Origin of the sequence: Streptomyces sp. NPDC091281, from assembly GCF_044757425.1 — a bacterium.
In the GTDB taxonomy this organism is placed as follows: Bacteria; Actinomycetota; Actinomycetes; order Streptomycetales; family Streptomycetaceae; genus Streptomyces.
The window spans coordinates 751,922-772,236 of the sequence record NZ_JBIVUY010000002.1 but is presented as its reverse complement, the minus strand read 5'-3'; the positions used below and the strand labels follow the sequence as shown (position 1 = coordinate 772,236).

The window sequence follows — 20,315 nt, the reverse complement described above, 5'->3', positions numbered from 1 at the left end:
GGCGGCGGGCGGCCTAGAGTTTCGGGCAGGGCCGAATGTTCGGCTCGGGAGATCCGGGTGTCAGGGCTCGGGAGAGGGGCGTGGGATGCCGTCGCTGCTGCACTTCGGGCAGGAGGACCTCCTGCGCTGCCGGTTCGCGGTGTCGGCGCTGTGGGAGACCCAGGAGATCGTCCGGACGCTCGCCCGGCCCCACCGGCAGGGCTACCACGGGCCCTGGCTGCGGCGGGCACGGGCGGTCGCGGACACGCTCGACCTGTCGGGGCTGTGGCTGCTCATGCCCCGCCGCGGCCACACCCCCGACTGGCTGTTCCCGCCCGCGGTCGGTACCGCCGCCGGGTTCGAGGAGGAGATCGCCGCCGTACGGTCCGCCGACCCCGACGCCGGCCGCGCCGACTCGGCCCGCTCCCTCGCGGACACCCCGGGCGCGCTGGAGACGCCGACGGCACGGGCCTGGCTCGCCGACCCCGCCCGCATGATCGAAGAACTGGCCGACACCCTCGAAACCGTCTGGCACGCCCTGCTCGCACCGGACTGGCCCCGGCTGCGCGCCCTCCTCGACGCCGACGTCGCCTTCCACTCCCGGCGGCTCGCCGAGGTCGGGCTCGGCGGACTGCTGCCCGAGATCGACCGGCGCTGCGGCTGGCGGTCCGGGACGCTCACCATCGACGGGCAGGCCGAGCACGAACGGCACCTGGGCGGGCAGGGGCTGGTGCTCATGCCGAGCGTCTTCGTCTGGCCGGACCTCGTCAGCGGCTTCGAGCCGCCCTGGCAGCCGACGCTGGTCTATCCGGCCCGCGGCATCGCGGGACTGTGGGCCGACCCCGCGGAGGGCTCCGCCGCGTCGCTCGTACGGCTCCTGGGGCGGGGGCGGGCGGCGGTCCTGGGCGGGGTGGACGAGCCCGTCGGTACGACCGTGCTGGCCGCGCGGTTGGGGCTGGCCGCGTCGTCCGTGTCGGAGCATCTGACGGTGCTGCGGGAGGCGGGACTGGTGGTGGGGCGGCGGTACGGCCATCAGGTGCTGTACGAGCGGACGCCGCTGGGGATGGCGTTGGTCGCGGGGGGCGGTGCGTGAGGGGGCTTCGCGGATGTGCGGGCAGGCGGGGTCGGGGTGGGGGTGCGGGGAGTTCGCCGGGTGCGGGTGGGTGGGGGCTCGGCGCGCGGTTCCCCGCGCCCCTTCGGGGTCAGTACAGGTCCCGCAGGCCCAGGACGTCTCCCTTGCCGAGGGTGCGGGCGGTGGTGGAGCAGGTGAAGGAGTTGGTGTACATCGTCTGGGTCTCGTGGCCCGCGCCGACGTGGGCCAGGCCGAAGACGTGGCCGGCCTCGTGGGTGGCCACGCTCCGCAGGTCGTACTCCTTGTCGCAGCGCTCGCCGGGGCGGTCGGTGAAGGCGTGGTCGCGGATGTTGAAGCGGACGTCGGCCTCGCGCAGTTCGTCGGGGCCGCCGCCCTCCGCGGCCCGGCTCCAGGAGCAGGTGGTGGCCACCACTCCGGGCACCAGGTCCCCCGCGTCCCAGACGCTCACCCCGTCCCGCGCCATGCAGCGGGCCTCGCGGTCGATGTCGGCCTCGCTGCCGGTGCGGGAGAGATAGCGGGCCCGCGCGCCGACGGTGTCGCCGAGGCCGCAGTCGTTGCGGCTCGCGGTGATGGTGCCGATGGCGTCCTCGAAGGCGCGGCGGACCTCGTCGGCGGAGAGGTTCCCGGGCAGCGGGCCGTCCCCGAGGAACCACTCGTACGTGCCGTACTCCTTGTGCCCGGCGGTGGCGTAGGCGCCGTCGGCGCACGCGGCGCGGGCCGCCCCGGCGGGGGACGCGGGTGCCGCGTGGGCGGAGCCGTGGGAGTGTGCCGCGTCGCCTGGCTCCTCGAAGGCGTAGGAGACCGTTCCGTCGGCCGCCACCGCCACGGTGAAGCCGTGCCGGGAGCCGTTCACGGTGAGGGCGTCGACGGTGGCCCGCTCGCCGGGGGCGGGGACCGTGAGACCGGCCCCCTCGTGGACGACGAGGCGTCCCACGGCCGCGCAGTCCACCGCGGAGGCACCGTCCGGCAGGTCCGACGGGGTCAGCGGGTCGGTCGGCGGCAGGCCGCACGCGCCGGCCGGGATCGCCCGGACGGGTGACATCGGGCGGGGTGCCGGGTGGACAGGTCCCGCGTCCTCGGGCGGCAGCCACGCCAGGGCGAGGGCCGACGACGTCGCGGCGACCGACACCGCCACCGCGCCCCGGACCCACCACACCCCCCGGCCCGTCCGCCCCGGACGGGCCGTCCGCGCCGTCCGTCCTGTCCCGCCCGCCGGTACCGGCCCGCGCCGCCCTGCCACTTCGCCTCCGTCTGACTGCCCGTCCGACCGGTCGCCCGACCGCCGTCCGTCCCCGGACGGTCCTCGCCCGGACGTGTTCCGGACCGGCGTCTGTTCCCGGCCCCGGGAGAGGTTAGCCATACCGGGCGACCGGTAATCCCCTCCCCACCTCACCTGTTTGAGCGACCGCTCAAACAGGTGTACCGTCCCGGTCACAGAGTTTGAGCGATCGCTCAAACAAGCGTGTACCCAGGGGGGACACACATGGGGCTCTACATCGAGGCACGGATCCGCGCCGACCTGGACGAGCTGTGGCACCGCACCCAGGACCCGGCCCACCACCAGCGCTGGGACCTGCGGTTCACCGAGATAGCCCACCTCCCGCGCGCGGAGGGCGACCCGCAGCGGTTCCGGTACGCCACGCGCGTGCTGCCGTTCCTGACCGTCGCGGGGACCGGCGTCTCGGCGGGCGAGCGGGAACGCCCCGACGGCACCCGCACCTCCGCGCTGCGCTTCTCCTCCCCGCACCCCCTCTCCCTGCTCGCCGAGGGCAGCGGCTACTGGCGTTACGTCCCCGACGGCGACGGGGACGGCGTGCGGTTCCTCACCGGCTACGACTACCGGCCCCGCTGGGGCGCCTTCGGCGCGCTCACCGACCGGCTGGTGCTGCGCCCGCTGATGGGCTGGGCCACGGCCTGGTCGTTCGACCGGCTGCGGCTCTGGCTGGAGCGGGGCGTCACTCCGGAACGCGCGCTGCGCAACTGGCTGCTGGAGCTGACCGTGCGCGCGCTCGTGATCGCCGTCGCCTGCACGGGGCTCGGCCTGGAGTCGGCGCTGCTCCTGCTCGGCCCGTTCGCCGCGTCGATGGCGTACGCCTGTCCGCTGCTGCTGAGCGTCGCGGTGTGCGGGGCGCTGTTCGCGCCGCCGCGGGCGCACACGCCGGCGGCCCGCCGCTGTCTGCGCACCCCGCCGGGCCGCGTCCGCGCGCCCCGGCTCCTCGGCACCCTGGAGAGCCCGCGATGACCTCGATCTTCCGTACCGCGATGGGCGCCGACTTCGAGCGGCTGCACCCGGCGCTGCGGCGCCGCTTCTCGGTGGGCCTGGCGAGCGGGGAGGCGTGCACCGGGCGGGGCGTCATGGACCGGATCTGGCACGGCGGGGCGTTCGTGAAGCCGTTCCTCGCCCTCGGCGCGACGCGGAACATCCTCGTGCCGCGCACGGGCCGCCGGGTGCCGTTCGTGATCGAGAACGTGCCGTACGCGGACGGCTTCGGCCGTGAGACGGTGAGCTTCGTGCGTACCTTCGACCTGCCCGGACGGCCCGCCCGGTTCGACGCCCAGATGGTGCTCGGCCCCCGCGGCGACCGTGTCCTCGACTACCTGGGCACCCATCAGCACCTCGCCACCGACCTCCACTTCCGGGCCGAGCCCGACGGCTCGCTGCTGATCCGCTCCGGCGAGCACCGTTTCCGGGAGGGCGTGATCGACGCGCGCGTGCCCGACCTGATCGGGGCGACCGCTCAGGTGCGGGAGTCCTACGACGACCGGACGGGCCGCTTCCGTGTCCGGGTGGATGTGGTGAACCGCCGCTTCGGCCCGCTCTTCGGCTACGAGGGGTCCTTCACGGTGACGTACGCCGACGTGCGGTCCCAGGGCGTGCGCGCGGGGCTGCGGCCGGTGCGCGAGGAGGCGCGCGCGTGAGCCCGGAGACCGCCAAGTCGGCGGAGACCAAGGCGCGGCTGCTGGAGGGCGCCCTGCGCACCCTCACCGAGCAGGGCATCGCCCGGACCTCGGCCCGGACGGTCGCGGCGGCGGCCGGGGTCAACCAGGCGCTGGTCTTCTACCACTTCGGCTCGGTCGACGAACTCCTCGCCGCGGCCTGCCGGTACGGCGCGGAGTCCTCGGTGTCGCGCTACCGGGACCGCTTCGCGGCCGTCGCCTCGCTCTCCGAGCTGCTCGCCCTGGGACGGGAGATCCACGAGCAGGAACGGGCGGCCGGTCATGTGGCGCGCCTCGGGCAGCTGCTGGCGGGCGCGCAGACCCACGCGACGCTCGGACCGGCCACCGCGGCGGGCCTCGACCTGTGGATCACGGAGATCGAGCGGGTCCTCGAACGGGTCCTCGCGGACACCCCGTTCGGCGAGTTCGCCGACCCGCCGGGCCTCGCGCGCGCGGTCGCCGCGTCCTTCGTGGGCATCGAGCTGTACGAGGGCGTCGACGCGGCGGGCGCCACGGCCGCCCTGGAGGCGCTGGAGCAACTCGGCCTGCTGGTGGGCGCCCTGGAGGAACTGGGCCCGGTGGCCCAGCGGGCGGTACGGCAGTATCTGCGGCGCGCTTCGGGCCGCCGCTGAGAGGCCGGGGGGCCGGCAGTCACCGAGGCGCGGCGCCCCGGGGACGCCGTACGCCCCGGCGACGGCTCAGGGGCCGCTCACGCCTCCGGAGTCGCCAGGTGCCGTTCGACGGTCTCGATCTTGGAGGTGAGGCCGTCGGTGACGCCGGGGCGGATGTCGGCCTTGAGGATGAAGGAGACGCGCGGGGCGCGCGCCTCGACGGCGGCGACGGCGCGGCGGACGACGTCCATGACCTCGTCCCACTCGCCCTCGACGGTGGTGAACATGGCGTCGGTGCGGTTCGGCAGGCCGGACGCGCGGACCACGCGCACGGCGTCGGCGACGTACTCGCCGACCTCCTCGCCGACGCCGAGCGGGGTGACGGAGAAGGCGATGATCACGACGCCTCCACCACGCCCTGGTGGCGGGCGCGGGAGGCGATGACCGCGTCCTCGGCCTCGCGGCGCAGCCTGCGGTCGGCGAAGAAGCCGCCGGTCGGCAGGACGGACAGGACCAGGTAGAGGGCGGCGATCGGCAGCGACCACTTGGCGCGCACCCAGGCGTCCAGCCAGAACAGCAGGTAGAGCACGAACAGCACGCCGTGCACCATGCCCATCACCGGGACCGCGTTGAACTCCGTGGTGCGCTTGAGCACGGAGCAGACGAGCAGCAGCAGGAACGAGATGGCCTCCGGGCCGGACACCAGGCGGAGGCGGCGGAGGGCGGAGGCTGTCTTGAGGTCCACGGGTCCCCTTCGGTGGGAAGGCGCGCCACTGATCTTTTGTGAACGCGCGCACAAGCGTTCCGCCATTGTGGCAAACGTCAAGAACGGGCAAGGAACGGGGTCCGGGCCTCCCGGTCACCGTGCCGCCGGGGTCCCCTAAGGGGACACTCAGGGACGATCTCCACCCCCGGGACCTGTCGGTGGAGGCCCCGCGGGGGCTACCTTTCGCAGCGTGGCGATGTTTCGACTCCAAGGCAGCAAGGTGCTGGCCGTCGACATGACCGGGGACGCCGTGAAGGCCAAGAACGGCTCCATGGTCGCGTACGACGGTCAGATGGCCTTCAAGAAGATGAGCGGCGGCGGCGAGGGCCTGCGGGGGATGGTGACCCGGCGGCTCACCGGCGAGCAGATGACGGTGATGGAGGTGAAGGGGCAGGGGACCTGCTGGTTCGCCGACCGGGCGTCCGAGATCAATCTCGTGAGCCTCCAGGGCGACAAGCTGTACGTCGAGTCCAGCAACCTGCTGGCGACGGACGCGGGCCTGCGCACCGGCACGACCTTCACCGGCCTGCGCGGCGCGACCCAGGGCAACGGGCTGTTCACCACGACCGTCGAGGGGCACGGCCAGGCCGCGATCACCTCCGACGGTCCGGCGATCGTGCTCCGGGTCAGCCCGCAGTACCCGCTGACGGTCGACCCCGGCGCCTATGTGGCGCACCAGGGCAACGTCCGGCAGTCCTTCCAGTCCGGTGTGACCTTCCGCACCTTCCTGGGCGAGGGCGGCGGCGAGGCCTTCCAGATCCGCTTCGAGGGCGACGGCCTGGTGTACGTCCAGCCCAGCGAGCGCAACACGATCGCGGGAGACGTGTGACATGCCCTTCCGGGAGATCAACTCCAAGATGGTCGAGGCGACCGTGCTGCCCGGCCAGCGGCTGTTCAGTCAGCGCGGCGCGATGCTCGCGTACAAGGGCGAGGTGTCCTTCACGCCCAACATGCAGGGCGGGCAGGGCGGGGTGATGTCCATGATCGGCCGCCGCCTGGCCAACGAGGACACGCCCCTGATGTCCGTCGAGGGCAGCGGCACCGTCCTGTTCGGGCACGGCGGCCACCACGTCCAGGTCATCAACCTCACCGGCGACACCCTGTTCGTGGAGGCGGACCGGCTGCTCGCCTTCGAGGGCACCCTCGAGCAGGGCACCATGTTCATGGGCTCGCAGGGCGGCGTCATGGGCATGGTCCGCGGCCAGATCAGCGGCCAGGGCCTGTTCACCACCACCCTCAAGGGCCACGGCTCGGTCGCCGTGATGGCCCACGGGGGCGTCTTCCAGGTCCCCATCACCCCCCAGCGCCCGGTCCACGTGGACCCCCAGGCCTACGTCGCCCACCACGGCGACGTCCGCAACAAGCTCTCCACCGCCCTCGGCTGGCGGGACATGGTGGGCCGCGGCTCGGGCGAGGCGTTCCAGCTGGAGCTGAGCGGCAACGGCGCGGTCTACGTCCAGGCGTCGGAGGAGAAGCTGTGAGCACCTATCCCGGCAACCCCGGCTACCCGGGCAACCCCGGCCGGCCCGGCTATCCCGGTCAGCCCGGCTACCCGCCCGCACCGGGCGGCCCCGGCGGCGGCTACGGACCCCCCGGCGGGCCCACCGTCCTCGACCCGGCGACCCTCCCGGTCGACGACAACGTGAACGCGTACACCTTCTCCGTGGAACTGAAGGGGAGCCAGTGGTTCCTCCAGAAGGGGAAGATGATCGCCTACTACGGGTCGATCGAGTTCAACGGCGTCGGACACGGCCGTCTGGACCGCCTGGTGCGCACTTCGTTCCATTCGCCACTGCACGCGAGCGACTGGGTCGTGGCGGAGGGCTCGGGCAAGATGCTCCTCGCCGACCGGGCCTTCGACGTGAATTCCTATGACCTGGACGAGGGCAACCTGACCATTCGCTCCGGCAACTTGCTCGCTTTTCAGCCAAGTCTCGCGCTGAAGCAGTCCATCGTTCCCGGATTCCTGACCCTGATCGGAACCGGAAAGTTCGTCGCGGCCTCGAACGGCCCGGTGGTCTTCATGGAGCCGCCGATCCGCGTCGATCCGCAGGCGCTCGTCGGCTGGGCCGACTGCCCGTCCCCGTGCCACCACTACGACCACGGCTACATGACGGGCGTGATGGGCGGTCTACGTGCGCTGACGGGCCTGGGCGGGGCGTCCGGGGAGGAGCACCAGTTCGAGTTCGTGGGGGCGGGCACGGTACTGCTCCAGTCCTCCGAGGCGCTCATGGCGGAGCAGGCGGCGGGGGTCGTTCCGCATGAGCCGGGGGTGCCCGGAGGGGGCGTTCCCGCGGGCCACGGAGGGCAGAGCGGGGCACCGCGCCTTCCCGGACAGCTGGGAGACCTCCAGCGTCGCTTCGGGCTGTGAGCGGTAGTCTGCGGAGTGTGACGTCGAACGCGTGCGCACTGTCACACGACCCTCACTAGTTCGCATTTCAACATTTTAGGTAGACTTCACATATGGAGACTGAGACGGCCACGCGCTGGCTGACCGATGCGGAGCAGTGCGCCTGGCGCACCCACCTGGAGGTCAACAGGCTGTTGACGTACCAACTGGAGAAGGACCTCCAGCCGTTCGGACTGACCATGAACGACTACGAGATCCTGGTGAACCTCTCCGAGTCGGAGGACGTGCGGATGCGGATGAGCGACCTCGCGTCCGCCACCCTCCAGTCCAAGAGTCGCCTCTCGCACCAGATCACCCGCATGGAGGGCGCCGACCTGGTGCGCCGGGAGAACTGCGAGTCGGACCGCCGCGGTCTGTACGCGGTCCTCACCGAGCACGGCATGGAGACGATGCGGAAGGTCGCCCCGCACCATGTGGCGTCCGTCCGGCGCCACTTCATCGACCTGCTCTCCCCCGAGGCCCTCGCGGAACTCGACAAGTCCCTCATCCCCATCGCGGACCACCTCCGCGAGCAGCGGGGCCGCCCCTGACGGGCCCCACCCCAGGGGGCCCTCGGGCACACCCCTACGGCGCGACCGGCAGGCGGAGTTCGAACAGGGCTCCGCCTACCGGCGTCTGCCCGGCCGTGAGCGTGCCGCCGTGCCGGACGGCCACGTCGCGGGCGATGGCGAGGCCCAGCCCGGCGCCGCCGTCGTCGCGGCTGCGGGCCGCGTCGAGCCGGACGAACCGTTCGAAGATCCGCTCCCGGTCGGCCGCGGGGACGCCCTCCCCGTCGTCCGCGACCGCCACCACGGCGACCGGACCCGCCTCGCCGACCCCGTCTCCTCGCCCGCCCGCGGCCTCCCGGCGCACGGACACCGTGACCGCCGAGCGGGCGTGCCGGGCGGCGTTGTCCAGCAGGTTCGCCAGCACCCGCTCCAGTTGCCCGCGCGACCCGGCCACCTCCACCGGCCCCGCGGGCTCCGGATCGACGGCCACCCCCGCCCGGCCCGCCGCCGTCTCCCGGACCAGGTCCGCCAGATCGACCCGCCCGTCCGCCGGGCGCTCCCCCGCGTCCAGCCGGGCCAGCAGCAGCAGATCCGCGGCGAGCCGCTGGAGCCGTACGGTGTCCGCCACCGCGCCGGGGACGTCCAGCAGGTCGGGATGGGCGGCGCCCACCTCCAACTGGGTGCGCAGCGACGCGATGGGGCTGCGCAGTTCGTGGGAGGCGTCGGCGACGAACCGGCGCTGGCGCTCCACGGCGCTCTGGAGGGCGGCCAGCGTCTCGTTGGTGGTCCGCGCCAGGCGGGCCACCTCGTCGTGGGTCCCCGGCTCGGGCACCCGCCGCGCCAGGTCGGCGGAGGCGGTGATCGCGGCCATCTCGCGCCGGATGCCCTCCACCGGGCGCAGCGCCCGCCGGGTGACCAGCCAGGTCACGGCGGCGACGACGGCCAGCAGCAGCGGGAAGCCGATCAGCATCACGGTGAGCGCGGTCCGGACGGCGGAGCGCTCCGCGGCGAGGGGGGCGCCCGCGTGGACGGTGAGCGTGCCGCGGTCGCCGGTGTCGACCTCGACGGCGGCGAAGCGGTAGTCGGCGGTGTCGCCGTCGACGGTGGCCGAGCCGTCCCGGAACACGGTGTCCTCACCGATCTCACCGGGCCGGAGCGTGCCGCCCCCACCGGAGTCGGAGTCGTCGTCCGAGGAGTCCGAGGAGTCGGAGCCGTCCGAGGAGTCGTCGGTGTCGTCGTCGCCCGCCTCGTCGGACGCGTCGTCGTCGCCGGTGGGGCTCGGCGGGCCGGACGGGCTCGGCGCGGCGCTGGGGATCGGTGTGGGTGCCGTGGGTGACGTGGGGGCCGGGGACGCCGTCGCGGGCCGGACGGCGGCCGTGCCGGTGCCGGTGATCCGCTCCAGGTGCTCGGTGGCGGCGACCAGCGTGCCGCCCTCGGTGACGACCTGGACGGGGCTGTCGTCGTCGTCCAGGGACAGCGCGCCGTAGGGCTGTCCTGCGGCGAGCTGGACGGCGACCTCGCGGGCGGTGCGCTCGGCCGCCGCGCCCGCCTGGCCGCCGAGGTTGGCCACCAGCGACAGCAGGACGGCCGTCCCGGCGGCCACCAGGGCGACGGCGACGACGAGCGTGGCACCCAGGGTGGCGCGGGCCCGTACCGAGCGCAGACGGCGCAGACGGCGGCTCACCGGCCCGCCTCCAGGCGGTAACCCGCGCCCCGGACGGTACGGATGAGTCCGGCGCCGAGCTTGCGGCGCAGGGCGCTGACGTAGACCTCCACGATGTTGGGGTCGCCGTCGTAGGCGAAGTCCCAGACGTGTTCGAGGATCTCGGACTTGGAGACGACCGTGCCGGGGCGGGTCACGAGTTGCTCCAGGACGGAGAACTCCTTCGCGGTGAGCGGCACCTCGGTGCCCGCGCGCAGGACGCGGCGGGCGGCGGTGTCGACCCGCAGGTCGCCGACCTCGTGCACGGGCGAGGCGCCGGGGCCCGGTCCGCGGCGGCGCAGCAGCGCCTTCACGCGGGCGACCAGGACGACGTAGGAGAACGGCTTGGTGAGGTAGTCGTCGGCGCCGGTGTCCAGGCCCTCCGCCTCGTCGTACTCGCCGTCCTTGGCGGTGAGCATGAGGATCGGCACGTCGTTCCCGGCGGCGCGCAGGGCGGCGCAGACGTGGTAGCCGTTCATGCCGGGCAGCATGATGTCGAGGACCAGCAGGTCGTACGGTGTCTCGCTCGCGCGGTGCAGGCCCTCCCGTCCGTCGTGGACGACGTCGACGGCGTAGCCCTCGGCGGTCAGGCCGCGGGCGAGGGAGAGGGCGAGCCGCTTCTCGTCCTCCACGATCAACAGGCGCATGCGTCCCAGGGTCGCAAACCGAAGCTGAAGTGATCTTCAGGTGGCTTCAGGTTCCCCTCAGCGTCGGTTCGCGAAGGTGGTTCCCGTCGGCACCGAGAACGGTGGCCGGCACCACGACCGCTCGGGAGGAACCACCATGAAGCGCAAGATCGCCATCGCCGCAGTCGCCACGTCCCTCGTCCTCGGCGGCGGAGCGGCGGTCGCCTTCGCCGACGACGACGGCCGCGACGACACGAAGAACACGGCGCGCGACGTCACCGCCGACGTCCGGGCCGCGGCCCCGGCCCCGGCCGCCGACGGCTCCGCGCAGGTCACCGCCGCCGCCGGGGCGAAGCTCACCGCCGCCGAGGCCATCGCGAAGGCGCTGGAGGCGCAGCCGGGCACGGCCGTCTCCGCGGACCTCGACACCGACGCGGACCGCGACGACGACGGGGACGACCGCCACCGCGGCTGGGAGGTCGACATCCTCGGCAAGGGCAGCACGTCCTACCAGGTCGTCCTCGACCCGTCCTCGGGCCGCGTCCTCGACACCCGCACCGACCGTTCCGACGACGACGCGCGCCAGGACCGGGCGCTCCTGAAGGGCGCCGACGTGACGGCCGCCGAGGCCGCGAAGGCGGGCGCCGCGAAGGGCGTCGTCACCTCGGTCGACCTCGACGACGACGGCAAGGGCGCCTGGGACGTGGAGACCGACGGCGACACGGCGAAGGAGCGCGACTGGAACGTCGACCTGGCCTCCGGTGCCGTCACCGCCGACCGCACGGACGACAACGCTCGCGCGACGGGCGCCAAGACGACGGACGACGACCGGGACGACGACGCCGACGACCGCGACGACCGCGACGGCGACGACGACTGACGTACGGCCACCCGGCCCACCGCCACCTCCCCCGGAACCAGCGCCCCCGTCCCCCACGACAGCGTCCCCGCCGCCCTCCTCAGGGCCCGGCGGGGACGCTGTCGGCGTTCCCGGCTGCCGTGGGAGAGCGACCCTTCCCGGGGGAGGGCGTCCCTGGCCGTGCAGGGCGCGAGGGCGCAGGGCCGGAACTCCGGGCAGCGCGCCCGCTCCCGTACGCGCCCACGCCTCCGGGCCCCCGGCACCGGCCTACTCGGCGCCGGAACGTTCTGGCGCCGCGCCCCCGGGCCGAGCGTCACCGAGCCGCCGGGGCACCGAGCCGACGGGTCACCACGCCAACAGGCGCCGGGCAGCGTCCGGGGCACGTACAGGGCCGGGCAGCCCCGTACAGCGAGACACCGGGCACTCCGCACGCGGGCACCCGGCAGCCGTGCCGCACGCGCACCCGCCCCAGCACAGACGGTGTCGGCGCTCCCGCCGGGAGAGGGCGGGGACGCGGAGGCACAGGGGCGTGGACGCACGAAGGGGCACGGCCGACCACCGCGCGACGCTCCCGTTGCCGCCCGATGCGGCCCGCTGCCGCCCCACCGGGCCCGGCCCCGCCGCCCTCTCAGGGCCCGGCGGGGACGCTGTCGGCGTTCCTGCGCAAGGGTGCGGGCGCGTCCGGCGCGGACCGCCCCCGCTGCTCCGTCCCGCTACTCCGCCCCCGTCAGCTCCGCCACCAGTTCGTCCGCCGCGCGGTACGGGTCCAGGTCGCCGGTGACGATGCGGTCGGCGAGGGAGTCGAGGCGGCGGTCGCCGTGGAGGTCGCCGATGCGTTCGCGGAGGGCGGTGACGGCGATGGTCTCGACCTCGCGGGCGGCGCGGGCGCGGCGGCGGCGGGCGAGGTCGCCGTGCTCCTCCATCCAGGCCCGGTGCTTCTCCAGCGCCTCGACGACCTCGTCGATGCCCTCGGCGCGGGCGGCGACGGTCTTGACGATCGGCGGGCGCCAGTCGCCGGGGGCGCGGGACTGGCCGAGGCCGAGCATGTGGTTCAGCTCGCGGGCGGTGGCGTCGGCGCCGTCGCGGTCGGCCTTGTTGACGACGTAGACGTCGCCGATCTCCAGGATTCCGGCCTTGGCGGCCTGGATGCCGTCGCCCATGCCGGGGGCGAGCAGGACGACGCTGGTGTCGGCCTGGGAGGCGATCTCGACCTCGGACTGGCCGACGCCGACGGTCTCCACGAGGACCACGTCGCAGCCCGCCGCGTCGAGCACCCGGATGGCCTGCGGGGCCGCCCAGGCGAGCCCGCCGAGGTGACCGCGGGTGGCCATGGAGCGGATGTAGACGCCGGGGTCGGAGGCGTGGTCGGACATCCGGACGCGGTCGCCGAGGAGGGCGCCGCCGGAGAAGGGGGACGACGGGTCGACGGCGAGGACGCCGACCCGTCTGCCCTGCTTGCGGTAGGCGGTGACCAGGGCCGAGGTGGAGGTGGACTTGCCGACGCCGGGCGAGCCGGTGAGGCCGACGACGTAGGCGTTGCCGGTCAGCGGGGCGAGGGCCGCCATGACCTCCCTGAGCTGCGGTGACGCCCCCTCCACCAGGGAGATCAGCCGGGCCACGGCCCGCGGCCTGCCGTCCCTGGCCTGGGCGACCAGCGAGGAGACGTCCTGCATCACAGCTCCGTTCGGAAGTGCACGTAACGCGTGGTGGCGGCGGTCGGGTCAGGCCTTGGGGACCCGCACGATCAGGGCGTCGCCCTGGCCGCCGCCCCCGCACAGGGCGGCCGCGCCGACGCCGCCGCCGCGCCGCTTCAGCTCCAGCGCCAGGTGCAGCACCAGGCGGGCGCCGGACATGCCGATCGGGTGGCCGAGGGCGATGGCGCCGCCGTTGACGTTCACCTGGTCGGTGGTGACGCCGAGGTCCTTCATCGACTGGACGGCGACGGCCGCGAACGCCTCGTTGATCTCGATGAGGTCGAGGTCGGAGACGGCCAGGCCCTCCTTCTTCAGGGCGTGGGCGATGGCGTTGGAGGGCTGCGACTGGAGCGAGTTGTCCGGTCCGGCCACATTGCCGTGGGCGCCGATCTCGGCGATCCACTCCAGGCCCAGTTCCCGCGCCTTGGCCTTGCTCATCACGACCACCGCGGCGGCGCCGTCGGAGATCTGCGAGGCGGAGCCCGCGGTGATGGTGCCGTCCTTGGCGAAGGCGGGGCGGAGCTTGCCCAGGGACTCGGCGGTGGTCTCGGGGCGGATGCCCTCGTCCTTGCTGAAGACGACCGCGTCGCCCTTGCGCTGCGGGATCTCGACCGGGGTGATCTCGGCCTCGAACAGCCCGTTCTTCTGGGCGGCGGCGGCCCGCTGGTGGGAGAGGGCGGCGAACGCGTCCTGCTCGGGGCGGGCGATGCCGAGGCGGGTGTTGTGCTTCTCGGTGGACTCGCCCATCGCGATGTTCTCGAAGGCGTCGGTGAGGCCGTCGTACGCCATGGCGTCGAGCATCTCGACCGCCCCGTACTTGAAGCCCTCGCGGGACTTCGGCAGCAGGTGGGGGGCGTTGGTCATGGACTCCTGGCCGCCCGCGACGACGATGTCGAACTCGCCCGCGCGGATCAGCTGGTCGGCGAGGGCGATCGCGTCGAGCCCGGAGAGGCACACCTTGTTGACGGTGAGCGCCGGGACGTTCATCGGGATGCCGGCCTTGACGGCGGCCTGGCGGGCCGGGATCTGACCGGCGCCCGCCTGGAGCACCTGGCCCATGATCACGTACTGCACCTGGTCGCCGCCGATGCCGGCGCGGTCCAGGGCCGCCTTGATGGCGAAGCCGCCGAGGTCGGCGCCGGAGAAGGACTTCAGCGAGCCCAGCAGCCGCCCCATGGGCGTCCGCGCGCCCGCGACGATCACCGAGGTCGTGCTGTTCGTTCCAGTCATGAGCTGCGATCCCCTTACCGGCCTTGCACGGGCCGAGGAGTGAACGAGGGTTTACTTCGAATGTACTGAGCGGTCGCCTCGGCCGTCATCGGGCCGTCGGTGTGATCGCGCGCACGTTGCGTAACCGCCCCGGCCGCGCTGCACTGACAGCATGCTGACGCGAATCGACCACATCGGGATCGCCTGTCACGACCTCGACGCCACCGTCGAGTTCTACCGGGCCACGTACGGGTTCGAGGTCTTCCACTCCGAGGTCAACGAGGAGCAGGGCGTCCGGGAGGCCATGCTCAAGATCAACGATACGTCCGACGGGGGCGCCTCGTACCTCCAGCTGCTGGAGCCGACCCGTGAGGACTCCGCGGTGGGCAAGTGGCTGGCGAAGAACGGGGAGGGCGTCCACCACATCGCCTTCGGTACGGCGGACGTCGACGGCGACGCCGCGGACATCCGCGGGAAGGGCGTACGCGTTCTGTACGACGAGCCCCGACGCGGTTCGATGGGGTCCCGGATCACTTTCCTGCACCCGAAGGATTGCCACGGAGTCCTGACAGAACTGGTCACATCGGCGCCTGTTGAGTCACCTGAGCACTGACCCTCGTACATAGGGGCCGGTAGGGTTGGGGTCGGTCGCCGCTCCAGCCAGGGCGACCGGTGTCCTGCCGTCCTGGCAGGACCCGTCCGGGGTCCGGGTTTCGGGGGACGAGCGTCGGGGCGCAGGCCTGTGCTCCGTCGTCGATCTGACACCATTCCCCGGGGGCCCCGTCCGGCCGAAGGACGGAGCTCGTACGGAGAAGCTTGCGACCAGGGGACGGATGGGACCGCGCAGTGCGGGGCTACGAGAGCCAGGAGCGGGAGCCGGCGGCTGACGTCGACCACCTCACTCGGTTCGAAGCCGAGATGAAGCGGCTGAAGACCGAGCGGGAAAAGGCGATCCAGCACGCCGAGGACCTCGGCTACCAGGTCGAGGTGCTGCGCGCCAAGTTGCACGAGGCGCGGCGCACCATCATGTCCCGGCCCTCCTTCGACGGCGGGGACCTCGGCTACCAGGCCGAACAGCTGATGCGCAACGCGCAGATGCAGGCCGACCAGATCCGCGCCGACGCCGAGCGCGAGCTGAGCCAGGCCCGCGCGCAGACGCAGCGCATCCTCCAGGAGCACGCCGAGCAGGCGGCCCGGCTCCAGGCGGAGCTGCACCAGGAGGCGGTGGCCCGGCGCCAGCAGCTCGACCAGGAGCTGGCGGAGCGCCGCCAGACCGTCGAGTCGCACGTCAACGACAACGTGGCGTGGGCGGAGCAGCTTCGCGCCCGCTCCGAGTCGCAGGCCCGCCGGCTGGTCGACGAGTCGCGCGCCGAGGCCGAGCAGGCGCTGAGCGCCGCCCGCGCCGAGGCCGAACGGGTCGCCGCGGAGGCCCGCCAGCGGCTCCAGGCCGAGGCCGAGTCGGCCCGCGCGGAGGCCGAGCAGCTGCTCGTGCGCGCCCGCACCGACGCCGAACGCCTCCTGAACGCCGCGTCCACGCAGGCCCAGGAGGCCAGCGACCACGCCGAGGCGCTGCGCAGCTCCACGGCGAACGAGTCGGACAGCGCCCGCCGCCAGGCCGGTGAGCTGAGCCGCGCCGCCGAGCAGCGGATGGCGGAGGCGGAGACCGCGCTGCGCGAGGCCCGCGCCGAGGCGGAGAAGCTGGTCGCCGAGGCGAAGGCCGCCGCCGAGAAGGCCCTGACGGGCGCCGAGTCGGCCAACGAGCAGCGCACCCGGACCGCCAAGGAGCAGGTCGCGCGGCTGGTCAGCGAGGCCACCAAGGAGGCCGAGGCCACCAAGGCGGACGCCGAGCAGGTCGTCGCGGACGCCCGCGCCGAGGCCGAGAAGATCGTCGCGGAGGCCGCCGAGAAGGCGCGCACGCTGACCGCCGAGGAGAGCGCCACCCAGCTGTCCAAGGCGGCCAAGACCGCCGAGGACGTCCTCAACAAGGCGCAGGAGGACGCCCGGCGCACCACGAAGGCGGCCACCGAGGAGGCCGAGCGCATCCGCCGCGAGGCGGAGACCGAGGCGGACCGGCTGCGCGCGGAGGCGCACGACATCGCCGAGGAGCTGAAGGGCTCCGCGAAGGACGACACCAAGGAGTACCGGGCCAAGACGGTCGAACTCCAGGAGGAGGCCCGCCGGTTGCGCGGCGAGGCCGAGCAACTGCGCGCCGACGCCGTCGGCGAGGGCGAGAAGATCCGCGCGGAGGCCCGCAAGGAGGCCGTCCAGCAGATCGAGGAGGCCGCCCGCACCGCCGAGGAACTCCTGTCCAAGGCACGGGCCGACGCCGACGAACTGCGCCAGAAGGCCACCGCCGACAGCGAGAAGGTCCGCACCGAGGCCATCGAGCGGGCCACCGCGCTGCGCCGCCAGGCCGAGGAGACCCTGGACCGCAGCCGCAAGGAGGCCGAGCACCTCCGCGAGGAGGCCGCCGAGCAGGCCGGGGCCGTCGCGGCCGACGCCGAGCGGGCCGCGGCCGAGCTGCGCGAGGAGACCGAGCGGGCGATAGAGGCCCGGCAGGCGGAGGCCGCCGGAGAGCTGACCCGGCTGCACACCGAGGCCGAGCAGCGGCTCGCCGCCGCCGAGGAGGCGCTCACCGACGCCCGCGAGGAGGCCGCGCGCATCCGCCGCGAGGCCGCCGAGGAGAACGAGCGGCTGCGCGCCGAGTCCGCCGAGCGCATCCGTACGCTCCAGCAGCAGGCCGAGACCGAGGCCGAGCGGCTGCGCACCGAGGCCGCGGCCGACGCGTCCGCCTCCCGCGCCGAGGGCGAGAACATCGCCGTCCGGCTGCGGTCGGAGGCGGCGGCGGAGGCCGAGCGGCTGAAGACGGAGGCGCAGGAGAGCGCGGACCGGGTGCGCGCCGAGGCGCGGGACGCGGCCGAGCGGCTGGCCGTCGAGGCGTCCGAGACGCTGGCCGCCGCCCAGGAGGAGGCGGCCCGGCGGCTACGGGAGGCCGAGGAGTACCTCGGTTCGGCCCGGCAGGAGGCCGACCAGGAGCGGGAGCGGGCCCGCGAGCAGAGCGAGGAGCTTTTGGCGTCGGCGCGCAAACGCGTCGACGACGCCCAGGCCGAGGCCGTCCGGCTGGTCGAGGAGGCGGACCGGCGGGCCGGCGAGATGGTGTCGGCGGCCGAGCAGCACGCGCAGCAGGTGCGGGACTCGGTGGCGGGGCTGCACGAGCAGGCGCAGGAGGAGATCACCGGGCTGCGTTCGGCCGCCGAGCACGCGGCGGACCGCACCCGCCGGGAGGCGCAGGAGGAGGCGGACCGGGTCCGCGCCGACGCCTACGCCGAGCGGGAGCGGGCCTCCGAGGACGCCGGGCGGCTGCGGCGGGAGGCGGGCGACGAGGCGGAGGCCGCGCGGTCGCTGGCCGAGCGGACCATGGCGGAGGCGATCGCGGAGGCGGAGCGGCTGCGTTCGGACGCGTCGGCGCACGCCCTGCGGGTGCGCACCGAGGCCTCGGACACCGTCGCGCAGGCCGAGCAGGACGCGTCCCGCACGCGGGCCGACGCACGCGACGACGCCAACCGCATCCGGTCGGACGCGGCGACGCAGGCGGACACCCTCATCACCGAGGCCCGGTCGGAGGCGGAGCGGCTCCAGACGGAGACCCTCGCGGAGGCCGAACGGCTCCAGAGCGAGACGGCCGCCGAGGCGGAGCGGCTGCGCGCGGAGTCCGTGGCGCGCGCGGAGAAGCTGATCGGGGACGCCACCGGGGACGCGGAGCGGCTGCGCGCCGAGGCCGCCGAGACGGTCGGTTCCGCGCAGCGGCAGGCCGAGCGCATCCGGGTCGAGTCGGAGCGGGTGAAGGCGGAGGCCGCCGCGGAGGCGGACCGGATGCTGAGCGTGGCCCGCGACGAGGCCGACCGGACGCAGGACGAGGCGCGCGCGGAGGCCAACAGGCGGCGCTCGGAGGCGGCCGAGCAGGTCGACACCCTCATCACGGAGACCGCCGCGGAGGCGGACAAGCTGCTCACCGAGGCGCAGCAGCAGGCGCAGCAGACCACCGCGGACGCGGAGGCGCAGGCCGACTCGATGGTGGGCGCGGCCCGCACCGAGGCGGAGCGGCTGGTGTCGGAGGCGACGGTGGAGGGCAACTCCCGTGTGGAGCGGGCCCGTACGGACGCGGACGAGCTGCTCGTCGGCGCGCGCCGGGACGCGACCGCCATAAGGGAGCGGGCGGAGGAGCTGCGCGACCGCATCACCTCGGAGATCGAGGAGCTGCACGAGCGGGCCCGCCGGGAGGCCGCCGAGACGATGAAGTCGACGGGCGACCGGTGCGACGCGCTGATCAAGGCGTCGGAGGAGCAGCTCGTCAAGGCGCAGGCGAAGGCGAAGGAGCTGGTGTCCGAGGCCAACTCGGAGGCGGGCAAGGTCCGGATCGCCGCGGTGAAGAAGGCGGAGGGGCTGCTCAAGGAGGCCGAGCAGAAGAAGGCCACGCTGGTCCGGGAGGCCGAGGAGCTGAAGGCCGAGGCGATCCGGGAGGCGCGGCGCACGGTCGAGGAGGGCAAGCGCGAGCTGGAGGTGCTGGTGCGCCGTCGCGAGGACATCAACGTGGAGATCTCGCGGGTGCAGGACGTCCTGGAGGCGCTGGAGTCGTTCGAGACCCCGGGCGGGAACAAGGACGGCGGGGTCAAGGCCGGTGCGACGGTGGGCGCGCCCCGATCGGGTGGCAAGGCCTCGGAGGGCTGACGGTGAACGGGCCGACGGGAGCGGGGATTTCTCGTCGGCCGGAGGTGAGGATTCCGTTGAGACCTGGGGGGTTTGACCCTTTTTTTGGCAAGCTGTCCGATAGCAGGCCACTCAAAAGGGGTGTCATTCTCCAGATCAAACACGTATCCGCTCGATGACACACCGCTTCGGCCCCTAGGATTCCACCTATCACCTCACCGGTCTCATTCGACAGGAACCCCATGAGCGACACTTCCCCCTACGGCTTCGAGCTTGTGCGGCGTGGGTACGACCGCGCTCAGGTGGACGAACGGATCTCCAAGCTCGTCTCCGACCGTGACAGCGCTCTCGCCCGCATCACCGCCCTGGAGAAGCGCATCGAGGAGCTGCACCTCGAGACGCAGAACGCCCAGGCCCAGGTGAGCGACGCCGAGCCGTCCTACGCCGGTCTCGGCGCCCGGGTCGAGAAGATCCTGCGCCTGGCCGAGGAAGAGGCCAAGGACCTGCGCGAGGAGGCCCGTCGCGCGGCGGAGCAGCACCGCGAGCTGGCCGAGTCGGCCGCCCAGCAGGTGCGCAACGACGCGGAGTCGTTCGCCGCGGAGCGCAAGTCCAAGGCGGAGGACGAGGGCGTCCGGATCGTCGAGAAGGCGAAGAGCGACGCGTCGCAGCTGCGTTCCGAGGCGCAGAAGGACGCGCAGTCCAAGCGGGAGGAGGCGGACGCCCTCTTCGAGGAGACCCGCGCCAAGGCCGCGCAGGCCGCCGCCGACTTCGAGACCAACCTGGCCAAGCGCCGCGAGCAGTCGGAGCGCGACCTGGCGTCCCGTCAGCAGAAGGCGGAGAAGCGCCTCGCGGAGATCGAGCACCGCGCGGAGCAGCTGCGGCTGGAGGCGGAGAAGCTGCGCACGGACGCCGAGCGCCGCGCCCGCCAGACCGTCGAGACGGCGCAGCGTCAGGCCGAGGACATCGTGGCCGACGCCAACGCCAAGGCGGACCGCATCCGTTCGGAATCCGAGCGGGAGCTGGCGGCCCTCACCAACCGCCGCGACTCGATCAACGCCCAGCTGACGAACGTCCGCGAGATGCTCGCCACGCTGACGGGTGCCGCGGTCGCCGCCGCCGGTTCCCCCGTGGAGGACGAGTCGGTCTCCCGCGGCGTGCCCGCGCAGCAGACCCGCTAGTCCCGGTGACGGGCCGCTAGGCACCGCACCGCACAGCACAGCACCGCCGGAAGGGG

Annotated in this window: 18 protein-coding genes and 1 pseudogene; 12 read left to right on the top strand and 7 right to left on the bottom strand. The window is 73.8% G+C overall.

Annotated elements, in window-relative coordinates; translation table 11 throughout:
• The first annotated feature begins 85 nt into the window (after nt 1-85).
• Nucleotides 86-1,072 (top strand): DUF5937 family protein, encoded by a 987-nt coding sequence (locus ACIQPQ_RS07970; protein ID WP_401301074.1) that lies wholly within the window; start codon nt 86-88, stop codon nt 1,070-1,072.
• 109 nt (nt 1,073-1,181) lie between these two features.
• On the opposite strand, the gene ACIQPQ_RS07965 is transcribed toward ACIQPQ_RS07970, so the two are convergent.
• Nucleotides 1,182-2,228 (bottom strand): matrixin family metalloprotease, encoded by a 1,047-nt coding sequence (locus ACIQPQ_RS07965; RefSeq protein WP_401301071.1) that lies wholly within the window; start codon nt 2,226-2,228, stop codon nt 1,182-1,184.
• Nucleotides 2,229-2,555: 327 nt separating this feature from the next.
• Between ACIQPQ_RS07965 and ACIQPQ_RS07960 the strand changes: the two genes are divergently transcribed.
• Genes ACIQPQ_RS07960 through ACIQPQ_RS07950 form a run of 3 tightly spaced genes read left to right on the top strand, consistent with a single transcriptional unit; the run spans nt 2,556 to nt 4,641 of the window.
• Entirely contained in the window at nt 2,556-3,314 is a 759-nt protein-coding gene (locus ACIQPQ_RS07960; RefSeq protein ID WP_401301068.1) for a hypothetical protein, read from the top strand.
• Nucleotides 3,311-3,991: a DUF4166 domain-containing protein gene (locus ACIQPQ_RS07955; protein ID WP_401301065.1), complete on the top strand. Its 681-nt coding sequence runs from the start codon at nt 3,311-3,313 to the stop codon at nt 3,989-3,991. Before ACIQPQ_RS07960 ends, ACIQPQ_RS07955 begins: the two co-directional genes overlap by 4 nt.
• Entirely contained in the window at nt 3,988-4,641 is a 654-nt protein-coding gene (locus tag ACIQPQ_RS07950; RefSeq protein ID WP_401301062.1) for a TetR/AcrR family transcriptional regulator, read from the top strand. Before ACIQPQ_RS07955 ends, ACIQPQ_RS07950 begins: the two co-directional genes overlap by 4 nt.
• A 77-nt stretch (nt 4,642-4,718) precedes the next feature.
• Here ACIQPQ_RS07950 and ACIQPQ_RS07945 read toward each other — a convergent pair whose 3' ends face one another.
• Nucleotides 4,719-5,021, bottom strand: coding sequence for an MTH1187 family thiamine-binding protein (locus tag ACIQPQ_RS07945; RefSeq protein WP_401301059.1), 303 nt, complete (start codon nt 5,019-5,021; stop codon nt 4,719-4,721).
• Nucleotides 5,018-5,365: a DUF3817 domain-containing protein gene (locus tag ACIQPQ_RS07940; protein ID WP_383779291.1), complete on the bottom strand. Its 348-nt coding sequence runs from the start codon at nt 5,363-5,365 to the stop codon at nt 5,018-5,020. The genes ACIQPQ_RS07945 and ACIQPQ_RS07940 overlap by 4 nt, the downstream gene beginning before the upstream one ends.
• 217 nt (nt 5,366-5,582) lie before the next feature.
• Between ACIQPQ_RS07940 and ACIQPQ_RS07935 the strand changes: the two genes are divergently transcribed.
• The 4 genes from ACIQPQ_RS07935 (at nt 5,583) to ACIQPQ_RS07920 (ending at nt 8,326) form a co-directional block, all read left to right on the top strand.
• Nucleotides 5,583-6,215: an AIM24 family protein gene (locus ACIQPQ_RS07935; protein WP_383779331.1), complete on the top strand. Its 633-nt coding sequence runs from the start codon at nt 5,583-5,585 to the stop codon at nt 6,213-6,215.
• A gap of 1 nt (nt 6,216) precedes the next feature.
• Entirely contained in the window at nt 6,217-6,867 is a 651-nt protein-coding gene (locus tag ACIQPQ_RS07930) for an AIM24 family protein (RefSeq protein ID WP_401301056.1), read from the top strand.
• A complete protein-coding gene (locus tag ACIQPQ_RS07925; protein ID WP_401301053.1) occupies nt 6,864-7,757 on the top strand; it encodes an AIM24 family protein in 894 nt (297 codons plus the stop codon). Before ACIQPQ_RS07930 ends, ACIQPQ_RS07925 begins: the two co-directional genes overlap by 4 nt.
• Nucleotides 7,758-7,849: 92 nt before the next feature.
• Nucleotides 7,850-8,326 carry a MarR family winged helix-turn-helix transcriptional regulator gene (locus ACIQPQ_RS07920; RefSeq protein WP_383779285.1) on the top strand — a complete coding sequence of 159 codons (477 nt, stop codon included), beginning with the start codon at nt 7,850-7,852 and terminating at the stop codon, nt 8,324-8,326.
• Nucleotides 8,327-8,360: 34 nt separating this feature from the next.
• Here ACIQPQ_RS07920 and ACIQPQ_RS07915 read toward each other — a convergent pair.
• Together ACIQPQ_RS07915 and ACIQPQ_RS07910 are read right to left on the bottom strand one after the other, a co-directional pair.
• Nucleotides 8,361-9,521 (bottom strand): annotated as a pseudogene (locus ACIQPQ_RS07915) (sensor histidine kinase); the annotation flags it as partial.
• 443 nt (nt 9,522-9,964) lie between these two features.
• Nucleotides 9,965-10,633: a response regulator transcription factor gene (locus ACIQPQ_RS07910; RefSeq protein ID WP_383779282.1), complete on the bottom strand. Its 669-nt coding sequence runs from the start codon at nt 10,631-10,633 to the stop codon at nt 9,965-9,967.
• Between the two features lie 136 nt (nt 10,634-10,769).
• On the opposite strand from ACIQPQ_RS07910, the gene ACIQPQ_RS07905 reads away from it, so the two are divergent.
• On the top strand, nt 10,770-11,492 hold the full coding sequence (locus ACIQPQ_RS07905) for a PepSY domain-containing protein (RefSeq protein WP_401301049.1): 723 nt from the start codon (nt 10,770-10,772) through the stop codon (nt 11,490-11,492).
• A 692-nt stretch (nt 11,493-12,184) separates the two neighbouring features.
• Here the strand turns inward: ACIQPQ_RS07905 and meaB are convergent.
• Both meaB and ACIQPQ_RS07895 read right to left on the bottom strand, forming a co-directional pair.
• Nucleotides 12,185-13,144 (bottom strand): methylmalonyl Co-A mutase-associated GTPase MeaB, encoded by a 960-nt coding sequence (gene meaB, locus ACIQPQ_RS07900; RefSeq protein ID WP_383779280.1) that lies wholly within the window; start codon nt 13,142-13,144, stop codon nt 12,185-12,187.
• Nucleotides 13,145-13,192: 48 nt separating this feature from the next.
• Nucleotides 13,193-14,395 (bottom strand): acetyl-CoA C-acetyltransferase, encoded by a 1,203-nt coding sequence (locus ACIQPQ_RS07895; protein ID WP_401301045.1) that lies wholly within the window; start codon nt 14,393-14,395, stop codon nt 13,193-13,195.
• A gap of 151 nt (nt 14,396-14,546) precedes the next feature.
• Between ACIQPQ_RS07895 and mce the strand changes: the two genes are divergently transcribed.
• From mce to ACIQPQ_RS07880, 3 genes are all read left to right on the top strand, one after another.
• Complete coding sequence (gene mce / locus ACIQPQ_RS07890; protein ID WP_383779277.1) at nt 14,547-14,987, top strand: methylmalonyl-CoA epimerase; 441 nt, start codon at nt 14,547-14,549, stop codon at nt 14,985-14,987.
• A 233-nt stretch (nt 14,988-15,220) separates the two neighbouring features.
• Nucleotides 15,221-19,102, top strand: coding sequence for a polarized growth protein Scy (scy, locus tag ACIQPQ_RS07885; RefSeq protein WP_401301042.1), 3,882 nt, complete (start codon nt 15,221-15,223; stop codon nt 19,100-19,102).
• A 221-nt stretch (nt 19,103-19,323) separates the two neighbouring features.
• Entirely contained in the window at nt 19,324-20,259 is a 936-nt protein-coding gene (locus ACIQPQ_RS07880; RefSeq protein WP_383779273.1) for a cellulose-binding protein, read from the top strand.
• The last annotated feature ends 56 nt before the right edge of the window (nt 20,260-20,315 follow it).